This window comes from Alcaligenes endophyticus (assembly GCF_026344035.1).
Lineage (GTDB): Bacteria > Pseudomonadota > Gammaproteobacteria > Burkholderiales > Burkholderiaceae_B > Alcaligenes > Alcaligenes endophyticus.
The window spans coordinates 604,565-622,790 of sequence record NZ_JAPKND010000001.1; the positions used below are offsets into that span (position 1 = coordinate 604,565).

Sequence of the window (18,226 nt, forward strand, 5' to 3'; positions counted from 1 at the left end):
GGAGACCCAACCATGAGCATCTACCAACTTGGTAACGACACCCCACAGATTCACGACAGTGCCTATGTTGCGGACGAAGCCTGTTTAATCGGTAAGGTGGTGGTCAAAGAAAAAGCTAGCATCTGGCCCGGCGCTGTCCTGCGCGGGGATAACGAGACCATCACCCTAGGCGTGGGTTCTAACATTCAAGAAGGTGCCGTACTACACACCGACCCCGGCTACGTATTAGACGTGGGCGACCGCGTAACCGTCGGCCACCAAGCCATGCTGCATGGGTGTACCATCGGCGAAGGCAGCTTAATCGGTATACAAGCCGTAATTTTAAATGGTGCCGTCATCGGTAAAGACAGCCTGGTAGGTGCCGGTGCATTAGTCACCGAAAACAAAACCTTCCCCGACCGCAGCCTAATTATTGGCTCGCCCGCTAAAGCCGTGCGCACGCTAAGCGACGAAGACATTGCCCGCATGCACGCCAATACCGACAACTACGCCGAACGTGGCGCGTATTACAAAACAGCCTTAATAAAGATCGATTAAACTTAAGCCACCTTACCTTTGCCCTGCGGAGTCGTAGCATGTCACAAAAAATACTGGTCACCGGCGGTACCGGATTCATTGGTTCCCATACCTGCGTCGAACTGCAGGCTGCCGGCTATCAGGTCGTCATTTTGGACAGCTTATATAACAGCCAAAAGTCTGTGCTGGATGCAATTGCCAGCATTAGCGGGCAAAGGTCAGAATTCATCCAAGGTGATATACGCGATGCTGCCCTGCTACAGCAGGTATTCAAGCAGTATCAGTTTCAGGCGGTCATGCATTTTGCCGGGCTTAAAGCGGTGGGTGAATCCGTCGCTCAGCCCTTGAACTACTACGACAATAACGTGGCCGGCACGGTTACCTTGTTGCAAGCCATGCAGGTCGCTGATGTACGCACGTTTATCTTTTCGTCGTCCGCCACCGTGTATGGTGACCCACAAACTTTACCCATTCCCGAAGACCACCCTTGTTCGGCCACCAACCCCTACGGCCATACTAAATTAGTCGTCGAAGAAATACTGGCCAACCTGTATGCCAGCGAAACGAATTGGCGCATTGCCCGCTTACGCTACTTCAACCCAGTGGGCGCCCATCCCAGTGGCTTAATCGGAGAGGCCCCGCAAGGCACACCCAATAACCTGATGCCCTACGTGGCGCAAGTGGCCAGCGGGCAACGTCAGCAAGTCAGCGTATTTGGCAACGACTACGACACCCCCGACGGCACAGGCGTACGCGATTACATCCACGTGATGGACTTGGCCCAAGGCCACGTCGCCGCCCTGCGCTATTGTTTAGCGAATGAGCCAGAACTGCTCACCGTTAATCTAGGTACAGGACGCGGGTATTCCGTGCTGGAAATGATAGAAGCATTCTCACGCAGTAGTGGTAAGCCAGTGGCCTATCAAATTGCCCCCCGACGCCCCGGCGATATCGCCTCGTGCTGGGCTGACACCCGCTTAGCCGAAACCAAACTCAACTGGCGCGCCGACAAAGACATACAAGAAATGTGCGATGATGCGTGGAGGTGGGAGGGGCGACAAAGCAATTAACATGACGCACTGAACTCTATGAAGGGAATTATTTTAGCCGGCGGCGCAGGTACACGGTTATACCCCATCACCCTGGCTGTCTCCAAACAGCTGCTGCCTATTCACGACAAGCCCATGATTTACTACCCCTTGTCGGTGCTAATGCTGGCAGGGATACATGAAATACTTCTGATTTCCACACCTGACGATTTACCCAATTTTAAAAAGCTATTAGGTGATGGTAGCCGTTACGGGATACAGCTTGAATACGCCGCGCAGCCCTCTCCGGATGGCTTAGCCCAGGCTTTTCTGATTGGTGAATCATTTATTGGTAAAGAGCATGTTTGCTTAATTTTGGGTGACAATATCTTTTATGGATACGGCTTTAGCCAAATGCTTAACGAAGCATCTGCCCGTACAAGCGGAGCCACAGTCTTCGGTTATCAAGTCAAAGACCCCGAGCGCTTTGGCGTCATTGAGTTTGATGCAACCGGGGAAGCCCTATCTATTCAGGAAAAACCCACTCACCCTAAGTCTAACTTTGTCGTGACCGGTTTATATTTCTACGACAACCGAGTCGTTGAGATCGCCAAAAATATACAACCGTCTGAACGAGGCGAGTTAGAGATTACCGATGTGAACAACGCCTATCTACAATTAGGTGAGCTGCATGTTAAGCGCTTAGGCCGCGGTTTTGCCTGGCTAGACACGGGCACGCACGATAGCTTACAAGAAGCTGGTAGTTTTATACGCACGATAGAACACCGCCAAGGCTTAAAAGTGGCCTGCTTGGAAGAAATTGGATACTGTCATGGTTGGTTAAGTGCCGATCAACTCAACGCTCAGGGCCAAAGGCTTGCCCAAACCGATTATGGCCAATACCTGCTACAAATCGCTCAAGAGCACGGGTAAACCTCATCATTAACGTCAGCCTATCGTCTCAATGACCCGAAAGATCCTAATTACTGGTGGTAAAGGTCAACTGGGCCAATCATTTCAATGGCTCAACTCCCAAGCGCCACTATCCACTAAGTTGCAGTTAACAAACCGGCAAGAGCTGGACATATGCGATAGCAAAAGCATAGAGCGAGCGTTAGCTTACCATCAACCTACTGTGGTGATTAATGCAGCCGCCTATACAGCGGTAGATAAGGCCGAGTCTGAGCCCGACTTAGCCTATGCTATCAATGCGCACGCCGTTGAGCTCCTAGCGAGCGCTTGTGCCCGCCGAGGGATTCGATTTATACACATATCTACCGATTACGTATTCGACGGCCATAGCGCCCAGGCTTACGCAGAAGATGCGCCCACAGCGCCAAATAATATATACGGCAAAAGTAAGCTAGCCGGGGAGCAAGCGGCCTTAGCAACATTAGCAAATAGTATTATCTTGCGCACCAGTTGGATATTTAGTCAGTTTGGCAACAATTTTTTAACCACCATGCTGAAACTGGCGACCGAACGCGATAGCTTACAGATTGTGAACGATCAAATTGGTGGCCCAAGTTACGCCCCTGCTATTGCTAAGACACTACTACAATTAGCCGTACACCCTCAAGCACAAGGTATTTATCATTTTTCAGGCAGCCCGCATGTCAGCTGGTTTGAGTTTGCACAAACTGTTTTTAAGGCTGCTCAAGAACGTCTGCTACTTAAGCGCCTTCCTTATTTAACGCCTATTTCTACCCAAGATTACTTAACCCCTGCCAATAGGCCAGCACAGTCTGGCCTAAGTATGGAGCGTTTACACCAGCTAGGCATGGGCTATAACAATAACTGGCACGAAGGCATACAAGCTAGCTTAAGCGCCCTTTCCACACCAGCGCTACACATTTCGCCTTAAGAATCACGATGACCCCGACACGAAAACTACTTATCACCGGCGGTGCAGGATTTATAGGCTCTGCACTCATACGCCATGTCATACAGAACACTTCTTACCAGATACTTAACCTAGACAAGTTGACCTATGCAGCAAGTCTAGCGTCTGTAGCCAGCGTTAAAGACCATCCTCGCTATCAATTCGTACAGGCCGATATTCTGGATGCTGACACCCTAAATAGAATACTTAAACAGTATCAGCCTGATGCCATCATTCATCTTGCGGCTGAAACCCATGTAGACCGTTCTTTAGATGGCCCTGGCAATTTCATTCACACCAATATTGTAGGCACCTATACGCTGCTTGAGGCAAGTCGAGCGTACTGGCAGCTATTACCCAGCCCGCGACAAGCAAGCTTTCGCTTCCATCATGTCTCCACCGACGAAGTGTATGGAGATTTGCAGGACGGTGCGGCTTTATTTCTTGAAACCAGCCCCTACGCGCCTAGCTCGCCTTATTCGGCCAGTAAAGCCAGTGCTGACCACTTAGTACGTGCCTGGCACCGCAGCTATGGCTTGCCCGTTACCCTTAGCACCTGCTCCAATAATTACGGCCCCTATCAATTTCCAGAAAAACTCATCCCCCATATAGTGCTGAACGCCTTACAAGGCCGGGCCCTACCCCTATATGGATCAGGCAAACAAATCCGAGACTGGCTACATGTTAATGACCATGCCAAAGCGTTAGTCCGGGTACTTGAACGCGGCCAAGTTGGAGAAACCTACAACATTGGCGCCCATCAAGAAACGCAAAATATTGATATTGTCCACGCCCTGTGCGACTTGCTTAACGAGCTTGCTCCGAACAAGCCGAATGGTGTGAACGACTACGCTGAACTGATACGGTTTGTGGATGACCGCGCAGGGCACGACCAACGATACGCCGTCGATACGCGTAAAATAGAAGCCGAGCTGGACTGGAAACCCACCTGGGAATTTGACGCTGGCCTACGTAGTACCGTGCAATGGTACCTAGACCATCCACATTGGTGGCAACCTATACTTGAACATCGTTATCAACTTGAACGCCTAGGTAAACCCGCCCCAGAACGCCTTCACACACCATGAAAATTAGCCACACACACCTAGCTGGCGTGCTGATCATTGAGCCAACACTCCATCACGACCAGCGGGGTCATTTCAAAGAAATTTTTAATGCCCAGCGCTACCAGGAACTTGCTGGCATCCAGATACCCTTTGTGCAAGTCAACCAGTCACGCTCCGCTAAAGGAGTGCTACGAGGCATGCACTTTCAGAAAACTCGCCCTCAGGGAAAACTAATTACGGTAAACATGGGCCATATCTACGACGTGGTAGTGGACATACAACCCACATCAGACACTTACGGCCAGTACCTAGCGGTGGAGCTTAGCGATAAAAACCATCGACAGCTTTGGGTTCCCCCTGGCTATGCACATGGTTTTTGTGTGCTGTCGGAGATAGCTGACATTAGCTACCAATGCACCGAGTACTATTTTCCCAAAGACGAAGCCGGCCTAGCTTGGAATTGCCCAGAGGTGAATATAATGTGGCCCATTGAAAATCCTGTGCTGTCATCCAAAGACGGAAGCTTGCCTAGGCTTTCTAGCATAGCCCGCTAAGCTTTCCACCAGCGTAGTAAGCCAACAGTAAAACCCTATTCGACAGACTGCAAACGCTTAGCATCACAATAAACACTATGGCGCATCATGCCCCAAAATATACACAGCATTAACAAAAAGAACACCAAGGTATTATTTCTGCCCAACATAATTTGGGTTTGACTAAATATCATGTACGACAAGACTAAGTTGAGCCCACTTACCGCTGCGAATTTAGTATAGGGATTGGCTGAGCGTATCTTTATAAAAAACCCATAGCCAGCCACAAAAAATAAAAACAATACTCCCATCAAACCTAAAAGACCTGTATAGATCCATAGTTCCAAAAAGGTGTTGTGGCTATTAGCCAGTTGAGAAGATCTTTGATCCAACTTCCCTTGGGCAACCATATCCTGTAAAGCCAAAGTATGCTCGGACTTACTCCAGCCGATAAACGGTCGCTGAGCAATTAACTGCGACTCTGCCCGCCACAAAGCCAAACGAGCACCGATAGAGGTTGCCGCATTCCCTTTTTGAAACTCCATCAAATCTGACTGCGCAAGCTCAATCCGTGCCTTTATACTCGGAGCCTGAGACACAGCTCCCAATAGCAGCACAGTACCAACTACCACAGGTACCCCCAGTCGTAAGGCATTTTCCCGCTTCACATAGGCCGCATAAAACACAAGCAACACAACAGGCACGGCAAGCCATCCCCCCCTAGTGCCAGAAGCAAGAGATATAACTCCCCCAGCAACCCCGGCCCCCAAGAACAAAAGTATGAAGCCAGCATTTTTTCTAGTTTCTAGGCCAAACAAAGCAATACCCAGCGCAAACACGCCTAACAATAAACCCATGTTCCCAAACTGGATACCACCGGTAAAACCAGTAGCTCTATCTTGAGTTATATATAGCTCACTAACCGCTAAAATCGCGGTGCCCACTGCCCCCACCCAAATGCCTGATAACAAGCCTACAAACGTAGGCGGATAGTGCAAGCACAGTAATAATATAGGTATTACAGCGATATAACGAAGTGGCAAATCGAACTCTGACCAAGAAGCACCGTTATATATCAGCAACCCTACCTGCAGCCCCCCCGCTGTGAAAAAAGCTAATAGAAGAACATAGTCTAATCGCCGAAGTTGTATAGTTTTTGCCTGAGTTAAAGTCCACAAAGAAAGCAATAACAACAAACCCAGCCCTACGCTGTAGCCTCGAGCAGTCGTCAGCAATAACGATAAGTATAAAAAAACACAAATGCTTGAAGCAAAATTTACTGAGAAATATGGCACAGGCGTAAATCTTAATAGATTAAATTAACAAAGAATGAACAAATCAACAATATAGGCTACACAAGAGGACTACTTGTACCCATCGCACTAGAGTTCGAAGCCTTAAGCGTGAAATCAGTACAGCAACAGCCAACACAAGCAGTAACTGCCAAAAACTTTTGCGTATGGAGGCTGAAAATCGTTAGCGCACAAAGAGGTTACCGTAGTTAAAACTACAGTAACAGATCTTACTAAAGGGCTGAGTATAATGCGCTAAGCTTACAATGAGACGAAGTTTTCACACCTCAATTCACTATAATAGTAGTTCACTACTGCGCATCAACTTACAAAAAATGAAAATCAGCCCTTTTAAACGTTTAAAACGCCTTCATGAACGCATTTTGCTGTCGTTTTGGTTTTTATTAGCGTTAGGCTGGCTTGTGTCTGTGGCCCTTCCTTACTTAGTTTTTTGGTCTTGGCACGATCTCTTACACCCAAACCCTGGGCAACAAATTGCTTTATGGGCGACCAGTGCTGCAAACATTATCAGTTATGTTGCAGCGGTGTACCTGCGAGGTTTACACCCTGGAGGGCGCTCAGCGGGGTTATTAATGACCCAAACAGTCTTCGTATATAGTTTGACAGCGTTAGTGGTTTTTATGACGCAGTTACCCGTTTCACGATACTTGCTATTAGCAAGTGGAATGTGTGCTGTTCTATGGCAATACATTGAATATGCCTTGACCTATAAATATCAGCGGATAAAACTAGCTATCATTACAGAAGGCCAATATACAGATGCTTTAATGCAACTTGACCTGATTGATGCCCGCCGTTTACCAGAACTAGCACTGGGTGATGTACGCTACGATGCTGTAGTCGCAAACTTCGACGAAATAGATGAGCATCAGCAGCGCTTTTTAACACAATGCGCCTTGCAACGTATTCCCGCGTATCATGATAAACAAATATACGAGTCCTTAAGCGGAAAAGTACAGATCCACCGCATGTCGGAAAATAACATGGGGGCACTCCTACCATCACCCATGTACGAGCGTTTAAAACTGATATTTGATGTGGCTTTAGTTATAGCCAGTTTTCCCATTACCATACCTATCGCCCTACTCACCGCTTTATTAGTTCGTTTGGAAAGTCCTGGCCCCGTAATTTACACCCAAACGCGGATAGGCCAAGGCAATAAACCATTTACAATTTACAAGTTCCGTAGCATGCGCTTCGACCGCCAGGCGCCTGAGCAATTTGCCTGTGAGGAAGACCCACGCATCACCAAAGTGGGACGCATAATTCGTAAGCTTCGCATAGACGAACTACCTCAATTTTTAAATATTTTAAAAGGCGAAATGAGCCTAATAGGCCCACGTCCCGAGCAGCCGTCATTTGTCAAAGAATACGATCAAAAAATTCCCTTTTATAGTTACCGTCATATTGTAAAACCTGGAATTAGTGGGTGGGCACAAGTACGCCATGGTTATACTGCTACGGCAGATGAAACCCAGATTAAGATTGAGCACGATTTTTATTACATAAAAAACTGTTCACTAGGTTTAGATTTACTAATTGTTTTATTAACTATTAGAGTAATGCTAACAGGGTTTGGAGCGCGGTAATTCAAAAAAAGTAATAAGAATAATTGTCCATTTTTAGAGTCGATCTATTATGGCCAAATATTCTTTTGCCACCACATCAATACTTCTTTTTTTCAATATCCATTCTTTTCCTCGACGCCCCATGCTCTCTAATTCATCACGAGGAATTTCTGCAAACTGTTCAATGGTTGCTTGCAAAGCGTTTGTATTTTCAGCCGGCACATAAACACCACATTCTGCTTCGTTTATCATACTCGGATAACCGGAGTAGGATGCGACAATCGGTTTTCCTGACAGCATATAATCGATAACTTTATTCAACGACTGTCCATACTCCCACACAACCGAGTTTGCTACCGAAAAGTACACAACATCGGCATAATTCAACAAAGATTGCACCTGATTTTTTTCAACTCTTGGCGCAAAGGTCAAATTAGTAAGATCCTGATTTTTAGCCGCATAAAAATCTTTTAAGTCTCCTTCACCTACAATCAGAAAATGTATTTTCTCATTATCTTTCAAAGCCCTAGCACACTCAAAGAGTGTGTCTAAAGAGTTATCCGCTCCTATTGAACCAGCATGACAAACTATAAATTTATCTTTAGGAATATAAGAATTAATATATTCATCAGATAAGGGCTGAGCAGGCAAATTAATAAAATTAGGATCAATGACCTGTGGAATACACTCCGCACTAATATTAGTTTTCGTGACAGTTTTAATATGTTCGGAAAGATTAGGCATGGTGCCAACTACTTGGTCAGACTTTCTATAGCCTAACTTCTCTACCCACCCTAAAACAAGAGCCAGGGGATGGTTTTTACTTACCTTTCCTGATTCAGTTAAGACTAACGGCCAAATATCACGAACTTCAAATATCAATTTACATTTATATTTTCTTTTTAAATACAAACCATTAAGTATGGTTAACAAAGAAAGACTTGAAACTATAACCACGTCCGGCCTATTCAAATCTTTTTTTGGCATTTTAAATAACTGCCACTCAAAACTAAGCCAGCTTAAAATCCTATTAATAGACCCAGATTTTTTATATTTACGTGTTTTTAGCCAATGCACTTCAACACCTTGCACCTGCTCTACAAAAACTGAACCTAAAAAATCAGGTGCTTTGATTTGATGGCTTGAGTCCGAGGTAATTAGTGTGCAATGCCGCCCCAAACGTACAAATTCAGTCAATAATAAAAAACCTCGTGCCTGATTTTTTGCTGCGTAAGCAGGAGCGATATACTTTGAGATATACCAGATATTATTCTTCATTCTTAATATAAACCTTCATGCAGGCGCGGTATGGTGTTAATTTTCTGAATAGTTGTTTGAAAATCAAACCCTATTGATGCCAAATACCAGCGTATATTATCGTGGCATGGAGCATTTTCTTTCTCTACTAGGCGTAAAGCCTGCTCCCTAGTTAACTCACCTTCGCGCACCTGATTACTACGAAAAGTGTCATGCTCAGTAAAGCCAGCTAAAGTATAATAAATATAATTATAAATACCTGCTGTACCATCCCCAATTCGCCATGTCGTAGGGGTATCTGTTGCTAGCTCCCAATTGTATTCTGCTAGCAAACTATTGATTTCTTCTTCTTTCCATTGCCAGTAATCAAAGATATGGAAGTAGTCCGCTTTTTTTGCAGCACTTCTGTAGTATTCGCCGCTCCATGTGTCCCAAAGCGAACTATTAAAGTAACCAGGGCTTTTGAGCATTTGGTAGAAACGTTTGCTCTGGTATCGTAACTGTCCCATCTTTCCACTGGCATAGACGCGTTGCCGCTCAAAATCAGGCTCTATTCCTAAGAAACCAGTTTTGAAATGGGTTACTTCAAGTGGATTCACACCCCACAGGTTTAAGCTGATACCAGTATCTTCTTTGACCTTATTAACATAACGGAAAAAATGCTTATCGCCGGCTGTTAATATGTTCAACATCCCTAGGTGTGGATGCTTTAACCAAGCAGCAAAGTTCATGGCAATATTGCGTCGCTTTTTCTGTATATCATCCGCCACTACAATATTTTCCACCCCAAGAGCACCACACATCAAGGCAATATTGCGCCGCCCCACATCAGTGACCATTCCCCAGTCGTACGTATAGGTAATAGGCTTAAGTTTGAGCTCATTGACGATAAGGTGTAGTCCAAAACAGCTATCACGACCACCAGAAAAAGGCACAATACAGTCATAATCACCATTCCGACGATAAGGCGCCACTAACTCATGCAAGCGTTGTGGATTTTTTGCCTGATTACGTTTCTTATAGGTATGGCAATAGTTACAGACGCCTGCCACATCGAAACGTATATAAGGCATGGTTTCGGGCAAAATACAACGACTGCATCGCTTTAAGTGATGAATCTTATATTGCAGCACATCTTGCCAGGGAAATAGCGGCAAAGGTCGCGTATCAGCGGTAAAATCCTGCGTAATGTTCAACTTATAAGTGGCGGTAGCTGATGCAAGATTGAACTCATGCACACCAAACAACTGTACGGCTTGAGCAGCATAACCACTTAGCCAACTTCGCTCAGAGGCAACAAGAAGTAGCTCGTCGTCTTGATGATAAAACAAGCTCCCATGGTTACTTAATGCCAGTACCTTCCCTTCTTTGGGTGCTAGCAGCAACGCGTTGATATTGCCTTTAACATTAGCCAAGGCCGCCTCAGCAGCATCTTTCAGCGGCAGGCCATCTCTTACGCTTTGAGCGATCCAATCTAAAAACAGATCTATATTAGTAGCAGTGGAAACTCGGAACTCATCCGGTTTCAGCGGACGATTCAACAAAAGGCCATCCGCAAATAATAAAAGATCATCTTTTACCAATGGTGTGGATTCTTGTTCGAGATTATTATTTAGGCCCGCATAAGCAATCAAAAGCCTATTACTGGTATCTACTTGTGAAGATAACAGGCCTAGTGAAGATTTTCGTTTGAGCAAATGAAGTAAGCTTAAGCTATTCGCTTGCAATAAGGCGGAGGAATTTTTTCCTCGCGAAACCAACTGTCGAGAAGATTCAGCCCATATATCGTCGACTTTCTTAGCGCTGTAATAGAAACGCAACAGTAATGCGCTCATAATGCAGCCACCAGGAGTTTAGCAATATTGTTTGCCGCTACCCCTCCGCCATACAAAGACTGTTCATCTTTTACTGTACGCCCTAAATTACGCGCAATAGCATCTTTTATCTTTTCCTTATCTGCCCCCACCAATACATTAGCACCTACTTCTATCAGCTCGACCCACTCTGTTTGATCGCGCATCGTTACACAGGCTTTGCCCATAAAATAGGCTTCTTTTTGAACGCCACCACTATCGGTCACTACTAAGCCACAATGTTGCAACAACCAGAGCATTTCTAAATAACCCACTGGTTCAATTAACGTTAGGTTCGCTATGTCTAGTTTTAAATCAACAATAATATTACGGGTACGTGGATGCAAGGGTAGCACTACCGAGGTGTGCTGTGCCACGTCATTTAGCGCACTCAAAATACTGATTAAACGGTCGGTATCATCTGTATTTTCGGCACGGTGGATGGTACTGACAATAAAACCATCCTGCAACGTAACCCCTTGAGGCTTGACAGCGCGCGTAGCAAACAGCTCAGCACTGTCTTGCATGACATCTCCCACCAGCTCAATGCGCTGGGGCTGGCCATTGGACGCCACAAAAGGATAACCCTCAACCTGCAAGTTCTTGATTGCTGTTTGAGTAGGGCAAAATAAAATAGTGCTAACACGATCAGTAAGAATTCGATTTACTTCCTCGGGCATTTGCATATTGAAGCTACGCAAACCTGCCTCAACGTGTACTACTGGGATATGCAACTTAGACGCCGCTAAAGCACCCGATAACGTAGAGTTAGTGTCGCCGTACACTAAAACGCAGTCTGGTTGTTCAGTTAACAAGACCTTTTCAATCTCGATTAACATACGCCCGGTCATCACACCGTGACTGCCACCACTAATTGATAGCTGGTAGTCCGGTTTAGGAATACCCAACTGATCAAAAAAAACTGCGCTCATATTGGCATCAAAATGCTGCCCTGTATGAACAATAACTTCAGTTAGACCCTCGGTATCCAAAATCGCTTTAGAAACTACACTGGCTTTAATAAACTGAGGCCTTGCACCGATAATAGTGAGAATTTTCTTCATAATCTAGCTTAATTGTGTGCTAATAAGATTGCATAAAAGTCAAGGAGCTTCCTTTCTTCAACGCTCCAGTTATAGCGCTCATGTACAGCTTTCTGACCATTACGGCCCATTTTTTCAGCCTCGGATGGATGGGTCACTAAATAATCGATAGCGTCTGCAATCGCGTGGGGGTCTAAGGGGTCAACGCACAATCCGCATTGATTACCTTCAATAATCTCCTTCCATAGAGGGAAATTAGAAGCAATCACGGGTACCCCTGCGCTCATATACTCAAACATTTTATTAGGCTGAGCATCAATATGATTAGGAGAAGACAAGAAGGTAACAAGACCCGCTACACAATGCTGAAGCAAATTACGAACCTGTACGCGGCCAACGAACCCCAGTGCATCTAGTTGATGCCAGCCTGGTTCTGCTTGAGCAGCTAACTCAATCGCCTTTTCATCAAACTGACCTGCAAGTTGTAAACGAGCGTCTGTCTTTACTAATTCCATCGCCTGCACTACTTGCAAAATCCCACGGATTTGAGTAATGCCCCCTACATACGCGACTTGTGGCTTTTTTTGTGACCAGTCAATCTCACCACTCGCTAGCTCACCAAGCAAAGGAAAATTATTAATGTCCACAGAGCGCACCCCCATCGCATTAAATTTGTCGCGAATAAAAGGCGTAGCGGCCAACACCGCATCCAACCTGGTACAGATAAAGCGCTCATAAGCCGCAAAAGTGTTAGACACCAACCACTTAGTCAGCTTATTCAGATATGGCTTACCCAAAATTTGTTTGGGAACATCTTCGTGTGCGTCAAAAATTACCTTCTTGCCCAACTTTTTCAACTTTAAAGCAATGGGCAATAACTCAGGGTCGTGCAAATGGTATACATCAGCATTGAGCTCAATGGCTTTATTCAACACCCGTGTGGGCGCATTACGCATTCGGTCCAGGCGGCCTGAAGAAGCTCCCACATCATAAATGGCGATCAAACCTTTTTCTTCATCGCCCTCGCCGTCTGCTACGACTAATGAAACCTTATAACCACATTGAGCGAGCGACGTACATTCCTTTAAAAATATTCGTGTGTCATATCGAGGGTGTGCTGAAGTCAGGTGAGCAATTCTTGTCATTATTTCCCTTTACTGCCATAATCCTTGGTAAGCTTTTAACATCTTCTGCTCCTGGACTTCCCAAGCATTGGACACTGCAACATGGTAAGCATTAGCTTTCATATGCACTAAATCTTTCTGCAAAAATTCATCTAAAGCTAAATTAATGCCTGCAGGGCTAAAGTCGCTGATAACTGCCCCCATACCATTATTAATTACCAGCTCCGACATCTCTTTCATATTTGAAACTAACACCGGTAAGCCAGCCATAGCGTACTCAAACAGCTTATTAGGCATACAATAATCATGGTTCAGACAAGTGTTTTGTATGAGATGAATCCCCACATCGGCCGAGGAGGTATATTCTAATACCACCTGCGGAGCGACAGCAGGATAAAAATAAATATTACTATGCTGTACAGCCGATGCCTTAATCTCGGCCTCTAAATCACCGTACCCCATAAACACCGCCACCAACGTGTCATCGACTCTGGCCTTCATCGCGTCAATAATCAGGGATACACCGCGCCCCTCCGCTAAGCCCCCTTGATAAAGCAAAATAATCTGATCATCTCGGATGCCCAACTGCTCGCGGAAATGGTTATTTGTTTTTAACTCACGACGATGGGGTGCGTTTAACACGACAGATGGACGGGGCATACTGTACTCATTGGCGTACCAGGTGGCTATATTTTCACTGACGACTAAGGTCATATCGGTATGTCTAATCAGTCTTCTTTCCAAAAATTTACTCAATTTTTGTCGTATTCCAATGAGACCGTCTGTTTCGGTTTCTAACTCATGGGTGTCATACACCAGCTTAGCTCTATAGAAGACCTTCAGAAATACGCCTAGAGGCAACAATCCAAGAGAGTGTATATTCACCAACTCAATCTGTTTATTACGATAAAACAAAAAGACGCGGAGGCAGTATTCGAAATACTTAACTACTTGCACGAGCAGACTTCTACTCCAATTTCGACTAACTAAATCAAACCTATTACAGACGATTTTAGAAGAGTAAGGCTGCTCTTTCTCCAAGCCATTAGAATACAACGAAGCTATGTATACCTGCCGCACGATTCCAGAATTCACTAAAGAATTAGCCTGCTTCAATAGCCGACTTTCATTTCTGAACTCAGTAAGCGTAAGATGGAGGTTATTCAAAATAAAAACTACCTTTAAAGAATCACTATATTCAAAGCAACTTAGCTGTTCTAATTTTAATTTTAGAATCAAAAAACAAAACAGTAGCAATAAATAAAAACACACCTATTAAGTAAAAATCGTAAAGATAACCACTAAACCCAGTTACAGAAATTTGTTTTATATGAAATATCAGCCAAACGCTCAACGATATGGTAACCGGATTTAGTTCTATTTTCGATACAAAATAACTCAGAAAAGAAACTAGAATACCCATAATAAATGCAATAGCAGGAATACCTAAAAATCCAAAATTACCATATGCCTCTCCCCAAAAAACCGTAGGCATAGTACCAACTATTCCCAACTCAATATGCTCAGGAAATCGCCAATTCATTATATCTATCGTAAACGGTATAGGAACAAACGGCATTATGCCCCCTGGGTTAGGAAAGCTTTTTCCAAGCATGAACTCTTGGTGAGCGGGGAAGTACTCTAAATAATGATATGCTGGTTGTATACTGCCAGAAAAAGCTCTTGAAAAGATAGACCCGATGGCTTGCCAAATAGAAGCTGAGCCCATAAAGTAGATATAAAATACTATTAATACAAAAAACATCAACACAAACAATTGAATTAAAGTTTTTCTAGGAACTTTTCCGTCGTGCCGGACCAAAACATGAGCCATAAAAATGGCCATTAACAAATTAATAAAAGGAGCCTTTTCTGTAGCCATCACAGCAATGAAAGACGATATTAAAAAGGACACCAAAAACAACATTAATATTATTATTCTTTTGCTTTGTAACCATGAGACATAAAATGTTAACGTTACTATGATACCAATATTATTCAAGACTAAAGAATACCAGTGATAACTACCCGCGAAGTCATTCCCCATTTTGCTTCTTGCTAGTGTGGCCGCGGAAGCACCATCCTTAAAAGCGGCAACAATAGCTACTTGCTCAATTTTCCCCAAATAAATGTAAAGCACAAGCACTACGAATAACAATGACAAAAACAAAGAGAGAGCTCTTGTTATAGTTAATTTAGTTATTTCTGAAGACGTAAAAGGAAGTGGCTTTATACCAGCTATCTCTCTTGTAAATATCACCCCAAAGAGGAAAAAAAATACATTTACACAAGAACAAATCAACACCAAAAAAACCAAACTCTTATCTGTAACCCCCGTCGCAAAGCGATATTCATCAAGTTGATAATAAAGAGGGAAAGTACCTAGAATTGAAAAAAAATATAAAGAAATTGTCGTTATATTAACAAGGCTTATTTTATTAGCCTGCTCTCCGGCCAACCTTAAAAGAAAAAAGATTGCTATTGGAGTCGATAAAAATATCAATAAAAAAGCAAAATCCATTTTCGACAGCCTTGTCTGATAACCTTAAATTTAACTACAAAAACGCGTTAAAAACTTCCATTATATATCTCTCAACGCTTAATTAGCCTTACTGCCTTGGCTAGCATAGGTTTAACTTTCAGATAGAATGAAGTTGGATAATCACTGTGCTGATGTGGTTTATCAGCCATAATATTATCAAACTCTTCTTTACTCATACCCAGCTTACTAATCACGTGACTTATAGTGCTTTGCATATCATCCTCATCGTAAAGCGGTAAAGCGTATTGCCTTTGAGCCTCTTCCCGGCTCATCTGCCCTGAAACAATCATGCTTGATAGATGTGATGTGCGTTTATCAACGCCAAACTTATGATAAAACCAATATTGTTGTATAAATTTAGTTAAATCATTTTCCAAATGCTTGCTACCATAATACTCAAACCCACAAGAATCAGCCAATTCTTTCATAGCCCGATCACGATTATAATCGATATAATTTAACGGCCTTAACGACTGTATATTTAAAATATAAGCATCAATATCTTTTTTAAGTGCCGACAGCATAGTTAGCTTATCTATTGGTCCCTTACCAAATTTGTTATGAATAAATTTCAAATTTTTTAAGTCATACGCATCGTGCGTATTACCTCGCTGCAGAATACACTCAAGCGCAAAATTCCCCCCTGACAAAAACGTATTTAGTTTATTTTCTTTCATAAACTGATACACGCAAGCAAACAGTACATTATCTTGGGGCACAGCTAGGTTCGGCACGCCTGCCCGCATATAAGCTTTAGTCAGTTCATGGAACTGTTGTGGATCAGGCTTGATTATTCTCAAATCAAAATTAGGGAGTTCAGCAAGTCGCGCAATATTATTTTTAGATATTTCCGTATCAAATCCATCATCTACATGCACAGCAAGTACCCTCAACCCCCACTTAACTGTACCAAGATAAGCCAAGTAAGAGGAATCCAAACCACCAGAAATTCCCATCACACAGTCATATTGATGATCTTTATTCTCCTTTTTAAGTCTTTGGACTAACGCATTTAATTTCTTTTCACCCTCTTCGTTAGGAAAATACACCGTTTCTTTTTCTAACAATGCGTTTTCACAATAATTACATTGACCGTTCAGATTAAATGTAATGGTCTCGTCTGATGAGTTATCCATAATGCACCAGGTGCACTGCTGATACTTAGTTGTCATTATTTGATACCTCTTTATAGTCAATATTCTTCAAAACTTTTAAAACCACTAATAAATATATTAAGTAAAATATCAAGCCAGATACGGCATAAAATTCTGCTATATATTGATTCGCAAAAACTCCCGCCAACCAAACGCATCCGACTCGGAGTACTAGCCCAAATAACTGAAGAAAAAAAGCCAGCTGCTGGTTATTAGTAATATACAAAGAGGTCGAAACAGGAGAGGTAATAAATTGCATTAAAAACCATGGCACCATCCAGCAGATAAGAACACCAGTTCTGGCCCAGTTGTCTCCTAATACATAAGGAGTGAGTATAGGAGCACACAACAAAACCAAGGATAAAGGTGCAATACTTACTTTCAACAAATTTAAAATAATTTTTTTTGTAAAACCAGATAGTTGCCCTTGATGATGTTTGTCCGCTGCATCAGCCAAGTAAACTTGTGCTACCGCACCGCTGATCATACCCATGGGGGCAGATAACAACTGCATAGCAATCATCAAAAATCCGGCCTCGGCCCCTACTGCATAGTAAGCAATAAGCAGCATAGGTAGTTGTATTCCGGCAGCATTGGCAAACACTTCTAAAGTAGTAAATTTAGGAAACTTTTCATAACGCTTTACTGCCAACCGTAAATGCTTACTCTTTACTTTTCTGAAAATATGTAAATCGTTTTTTAATAAAACAGAAATAAAACTAAAAAAACCAGCGCTCTGAGCAATTAGCTGACCGATCACTAGGCCACCTGGCCAGCCGCTTGATACCGCACCCACTCCCAACTTTACTAATGTGCCACTAAGAGATTGAGTTATTCTTGTTTTAGAAATTAACGTAAAATTCTTTTCGCGTGTATTCCAATACTGCAAGGCATTGTAGAGACCAATAGCAAATACCCCTAGGGGCAGCAACCATAAAAACTCATTGATTTTATTTTCAGTAAGGCTGTTGATCCATGACGGAAAAAACATTATTATCACGCATACTAATAATGTTATTACAATGACACTAATAAGTGATAGTACAACTAAGGCGGCCGCTGTCACTTTATTCTTAGGCAGCGGAATCGCATACTCAAAACATAAACAAGATATAACGGAAATCAACGTTAACGCTGCGACATATACAGCTAGTATTGAAAAGCTATCGGGGCTGTACAGACGTGTTAGCAATGGCAAAGTGATAACAGCAATAATCTGACCAATTGCAGTTCCACCTACTAACAGGCTAATATTTTTTATAAATTTATTCTGTAAAATTTTCATTTTCAAACCACACAGGCGTTAACAACTTATTAAGCCTGACGCGCTTATCGCTATCTATACA

General features: G+C 43.4%; 16 protein-coding genes. 7 read left to right on the forward strand and 9 right to left on the reverse strand.

The genetic code is table 11. The annotated features are described in order from the left end of the window. Nucleotides 1–12: 12 nt before the first annotated feature. From OSH01_RS02745 to rfbC, 6 genes are read left to right on the forward strand one after another with little or no spacing between them, the layout of a single operon-like run. Nucleotides 13–537, forward strand: a complete 525-nt coding sequence (locus OSH01_RS02745) for a gamma carbonic anhydrase family protein (protein ID WP_266122508.1) — start codon at nucleotides 13–15, stop codon at nucleotides 535–537. Between the two features lie 38 nt (nucleotides 538–575). Further along, nucleotides 576–1,586 (forward strand): UDP-glucose 4-epimerase GalE, encoded by a 1,011-nt coding sequence (gene galE / locus OSH01_RS02750; protein ID WP_266122509.1) that lies wholly within the window; start codon nucleotides 576–578, stop codon nucleotides 1,584–1,586. Between the two features lie 18 nt (nucleotides 1,587–1,604). Beyond that, a complete protein-coding gene (gene rfbA / locus OSH01_RS02755; RefSeq protein ID WP_266122510.1) occupies nucleotides 1,605–2,477 on the forward strand; it encodes a glucose-1-phosphate thymidylyltransferase RfbA in 873 nt (290 codons plus the stop codon). A 31-nt stretch (nucleotides 2,478–2,508) separates the two neighbouring features. Beyond that, a complete protein-coding gene (rfbD, locus tag OSH01_RS02760; protein ID WP_266122511.1) occupies nucleotides 2,509–3,408 on the forward strand; it encodes a dTDP-4-dehydrorhamnose reductase in 900 nt (299 codons plus the stop codon). Between the two features lie 8 nt (nucleotides 3,409–3,416). Beyond that, a complete protein-coding gene (gene rfbB, locus OSH01_RS02765) occupies nucleotides 3,417–4,514 on the forward strand; it encodes a dTDP-glucose 4,6-dehydratase (protein WP_266122512.1) in 1,098 nt (365 codons plus the stop codon). Then, a complete protein-coding gene (rfbC, locus tag OSH01_RS02770) occupies nucleotides 4,511–5,047 on the forward strand; it encodes a dTDP-4-dehydrorhamnose 3,5-epimerase (RefSeq protein WP_266122513.1) in 537 nt (178 codons plus the stop codon). The genes rfbB and rfbC overlap by 4 nt, the downstream gene beginning before the upstream one ends. 35 nt (nucleotides 5,048–5,082) lie before the next feature. Here the strand turns inward: rfbC and OSH01_RS02775 are convergent, their stop codons facing one another. After that, nucleotides 5,083–6,108 carry an O-antigen ligase family protein gene (locus OSH01_RS02775; protein ID WP_266122514.1) on the reverse strand — a complete coding sequence of 342 codons (1,026 nt, stop codon included), beginning with the start codon at nucleotides 6,106–6,108 and terminating at the stop codon, nucleotides 5,083–5,085. 545 nt (nucleotides 6,109–6,653) lie between these two features. Here OSH01_RS02775 and OSH01_RS02780 point away from each other — a divergent pair. After that, a complete protein-coding gene (locus tag OSH01_RS02780; RefSeq protein ID WP_266122515.1) occupies nucleotides 6,654–7,928 on the forward strand; it encodes an exopolysaccharide biosynthesis polyprenyl glycosylphosphotransferase in 1,275 nt (424 codons plus the stop codon). A gap of 33 nt (nucleotides 7,929–7,961) precedes the next feature. Here OSH01_RS02780 and OSH01_RS02785 read toward each other — a convergent pair whose 3' ends face one another. From OSH01_RS02785 to OSH01_RS02820, 8 genes are all read right to left on the reverse strand, one after another. Beyond that, nucleotides 7,962–9,185 (reverse strand): glycosyltransferase family 4 protein, encoded by a 1,224-nt coding sequence (locus tag OSH01_RS02785; RefSeq protein ID WP_266122516.1) that lies wholly within the window; start codon nucleotides 9,183–9,185, stop codon nucleotides 7,962–7,964. 2 nt (nucleotides 9,186–9,187) lie between these two features. Then, nucleotides 9,188–10,999, reverse strand: a complete 1,812-nt coding sequence (locus tag OSH01_RS02790) for an adenine nucleotide alpha hydrolase family protein (protein WP_266122517.1) — start codon at nucleotides 10,997–10,999, stop codon at nucleotides 9,188–9,190. Continuing rightward, entirely contained in the window at nucleotides 10,996–12,081 is a 1,086-nt protein-coding gene (wecB, locus tag OSH01_RS02795; RefSeq protein ID WP_290459107.1) for a non-hydrolyzing UDP-N-acetylglucosamine 2-epimerase, read from the reverse strand. The genes OSH01_RS02790 and wecB overlap by 4 nt, the downstream gene beginning before the upstream one ends. 8 nt (nucleotides 12,082–12,089) lie before the next feature. Further along, nucleotides 12,090–13,205 carry a glycosyltransferase family 4 protein gene (locus OSH01_RS02800; RefSeq protein ID WP_266122518.1) on the reverse strand — a complete coding sequence of 372 codons (1,116 nt, stop codon included), beginning with the start codon at nucleotides 13,203–13,205 and terminating at the stop codon, nucleotides 12,090–12,092. A gap of 9 nt (nucleotides 13,206–13,214) precedes the next feature. Further along, complete coding sequence (locus OSH01_RS02805) at nucleotides 13,215–14,141, reverse strand: glycosyltransferase (RefSeq protein WP_266122519.1); 927 nt, start codon at nucleotides 14,139–14,141, stop codon at nucleotides 13,215–13,217. A gap of 241 nt (nucleotides 14,142–14,382) precedes the next feature. Then, on the reverse strand, nucleotides 14,383–15,705 hold the full coding sequence (locus tag OSH01_RS02810) for an O-antigen polymerase (RefSeq protein ID WP_266122520.1): 1,323 nt from the start codon (nucleotides 15,703–15,705) through the stop codon (nucleotides 14,383–14,385). 71 nt (nucleotides 15,706–15,776) lie between these two features. After that, nucleotides 15,777–16,898 carry an N-acetyl sugar amidotransferase gene (locus OSH01_RS02815; protein WP_266122521.1) on the reverse strand — a complete coding sequence of 374 codons (1,122 nt, stop codon included), beginning with the start codon at nucleotides 16,896–16,898 and terminating at the stop codon, nucleotides 15,777–15,779. Next, nucleotides 16,888–18,165: a lipopolysaccharide biosynthesis protein gene (locus tag OSH01_RS02820; RefSeq protein ID WP_266122522.1), complete on the reverse strand. Its 1,278-nt coding sequence runs from the start codon at nucleotides 18,163–18,165 to the stop codon at nucleotides 16,888–16,890. The genes OSH01_RS02815 and OSH01_RS02820 overlap by 11 nt, the downstream gene beginning before the upstream one ends. Nucleotides 18,166–18,226: the final 61 nt, after the last annotated feature.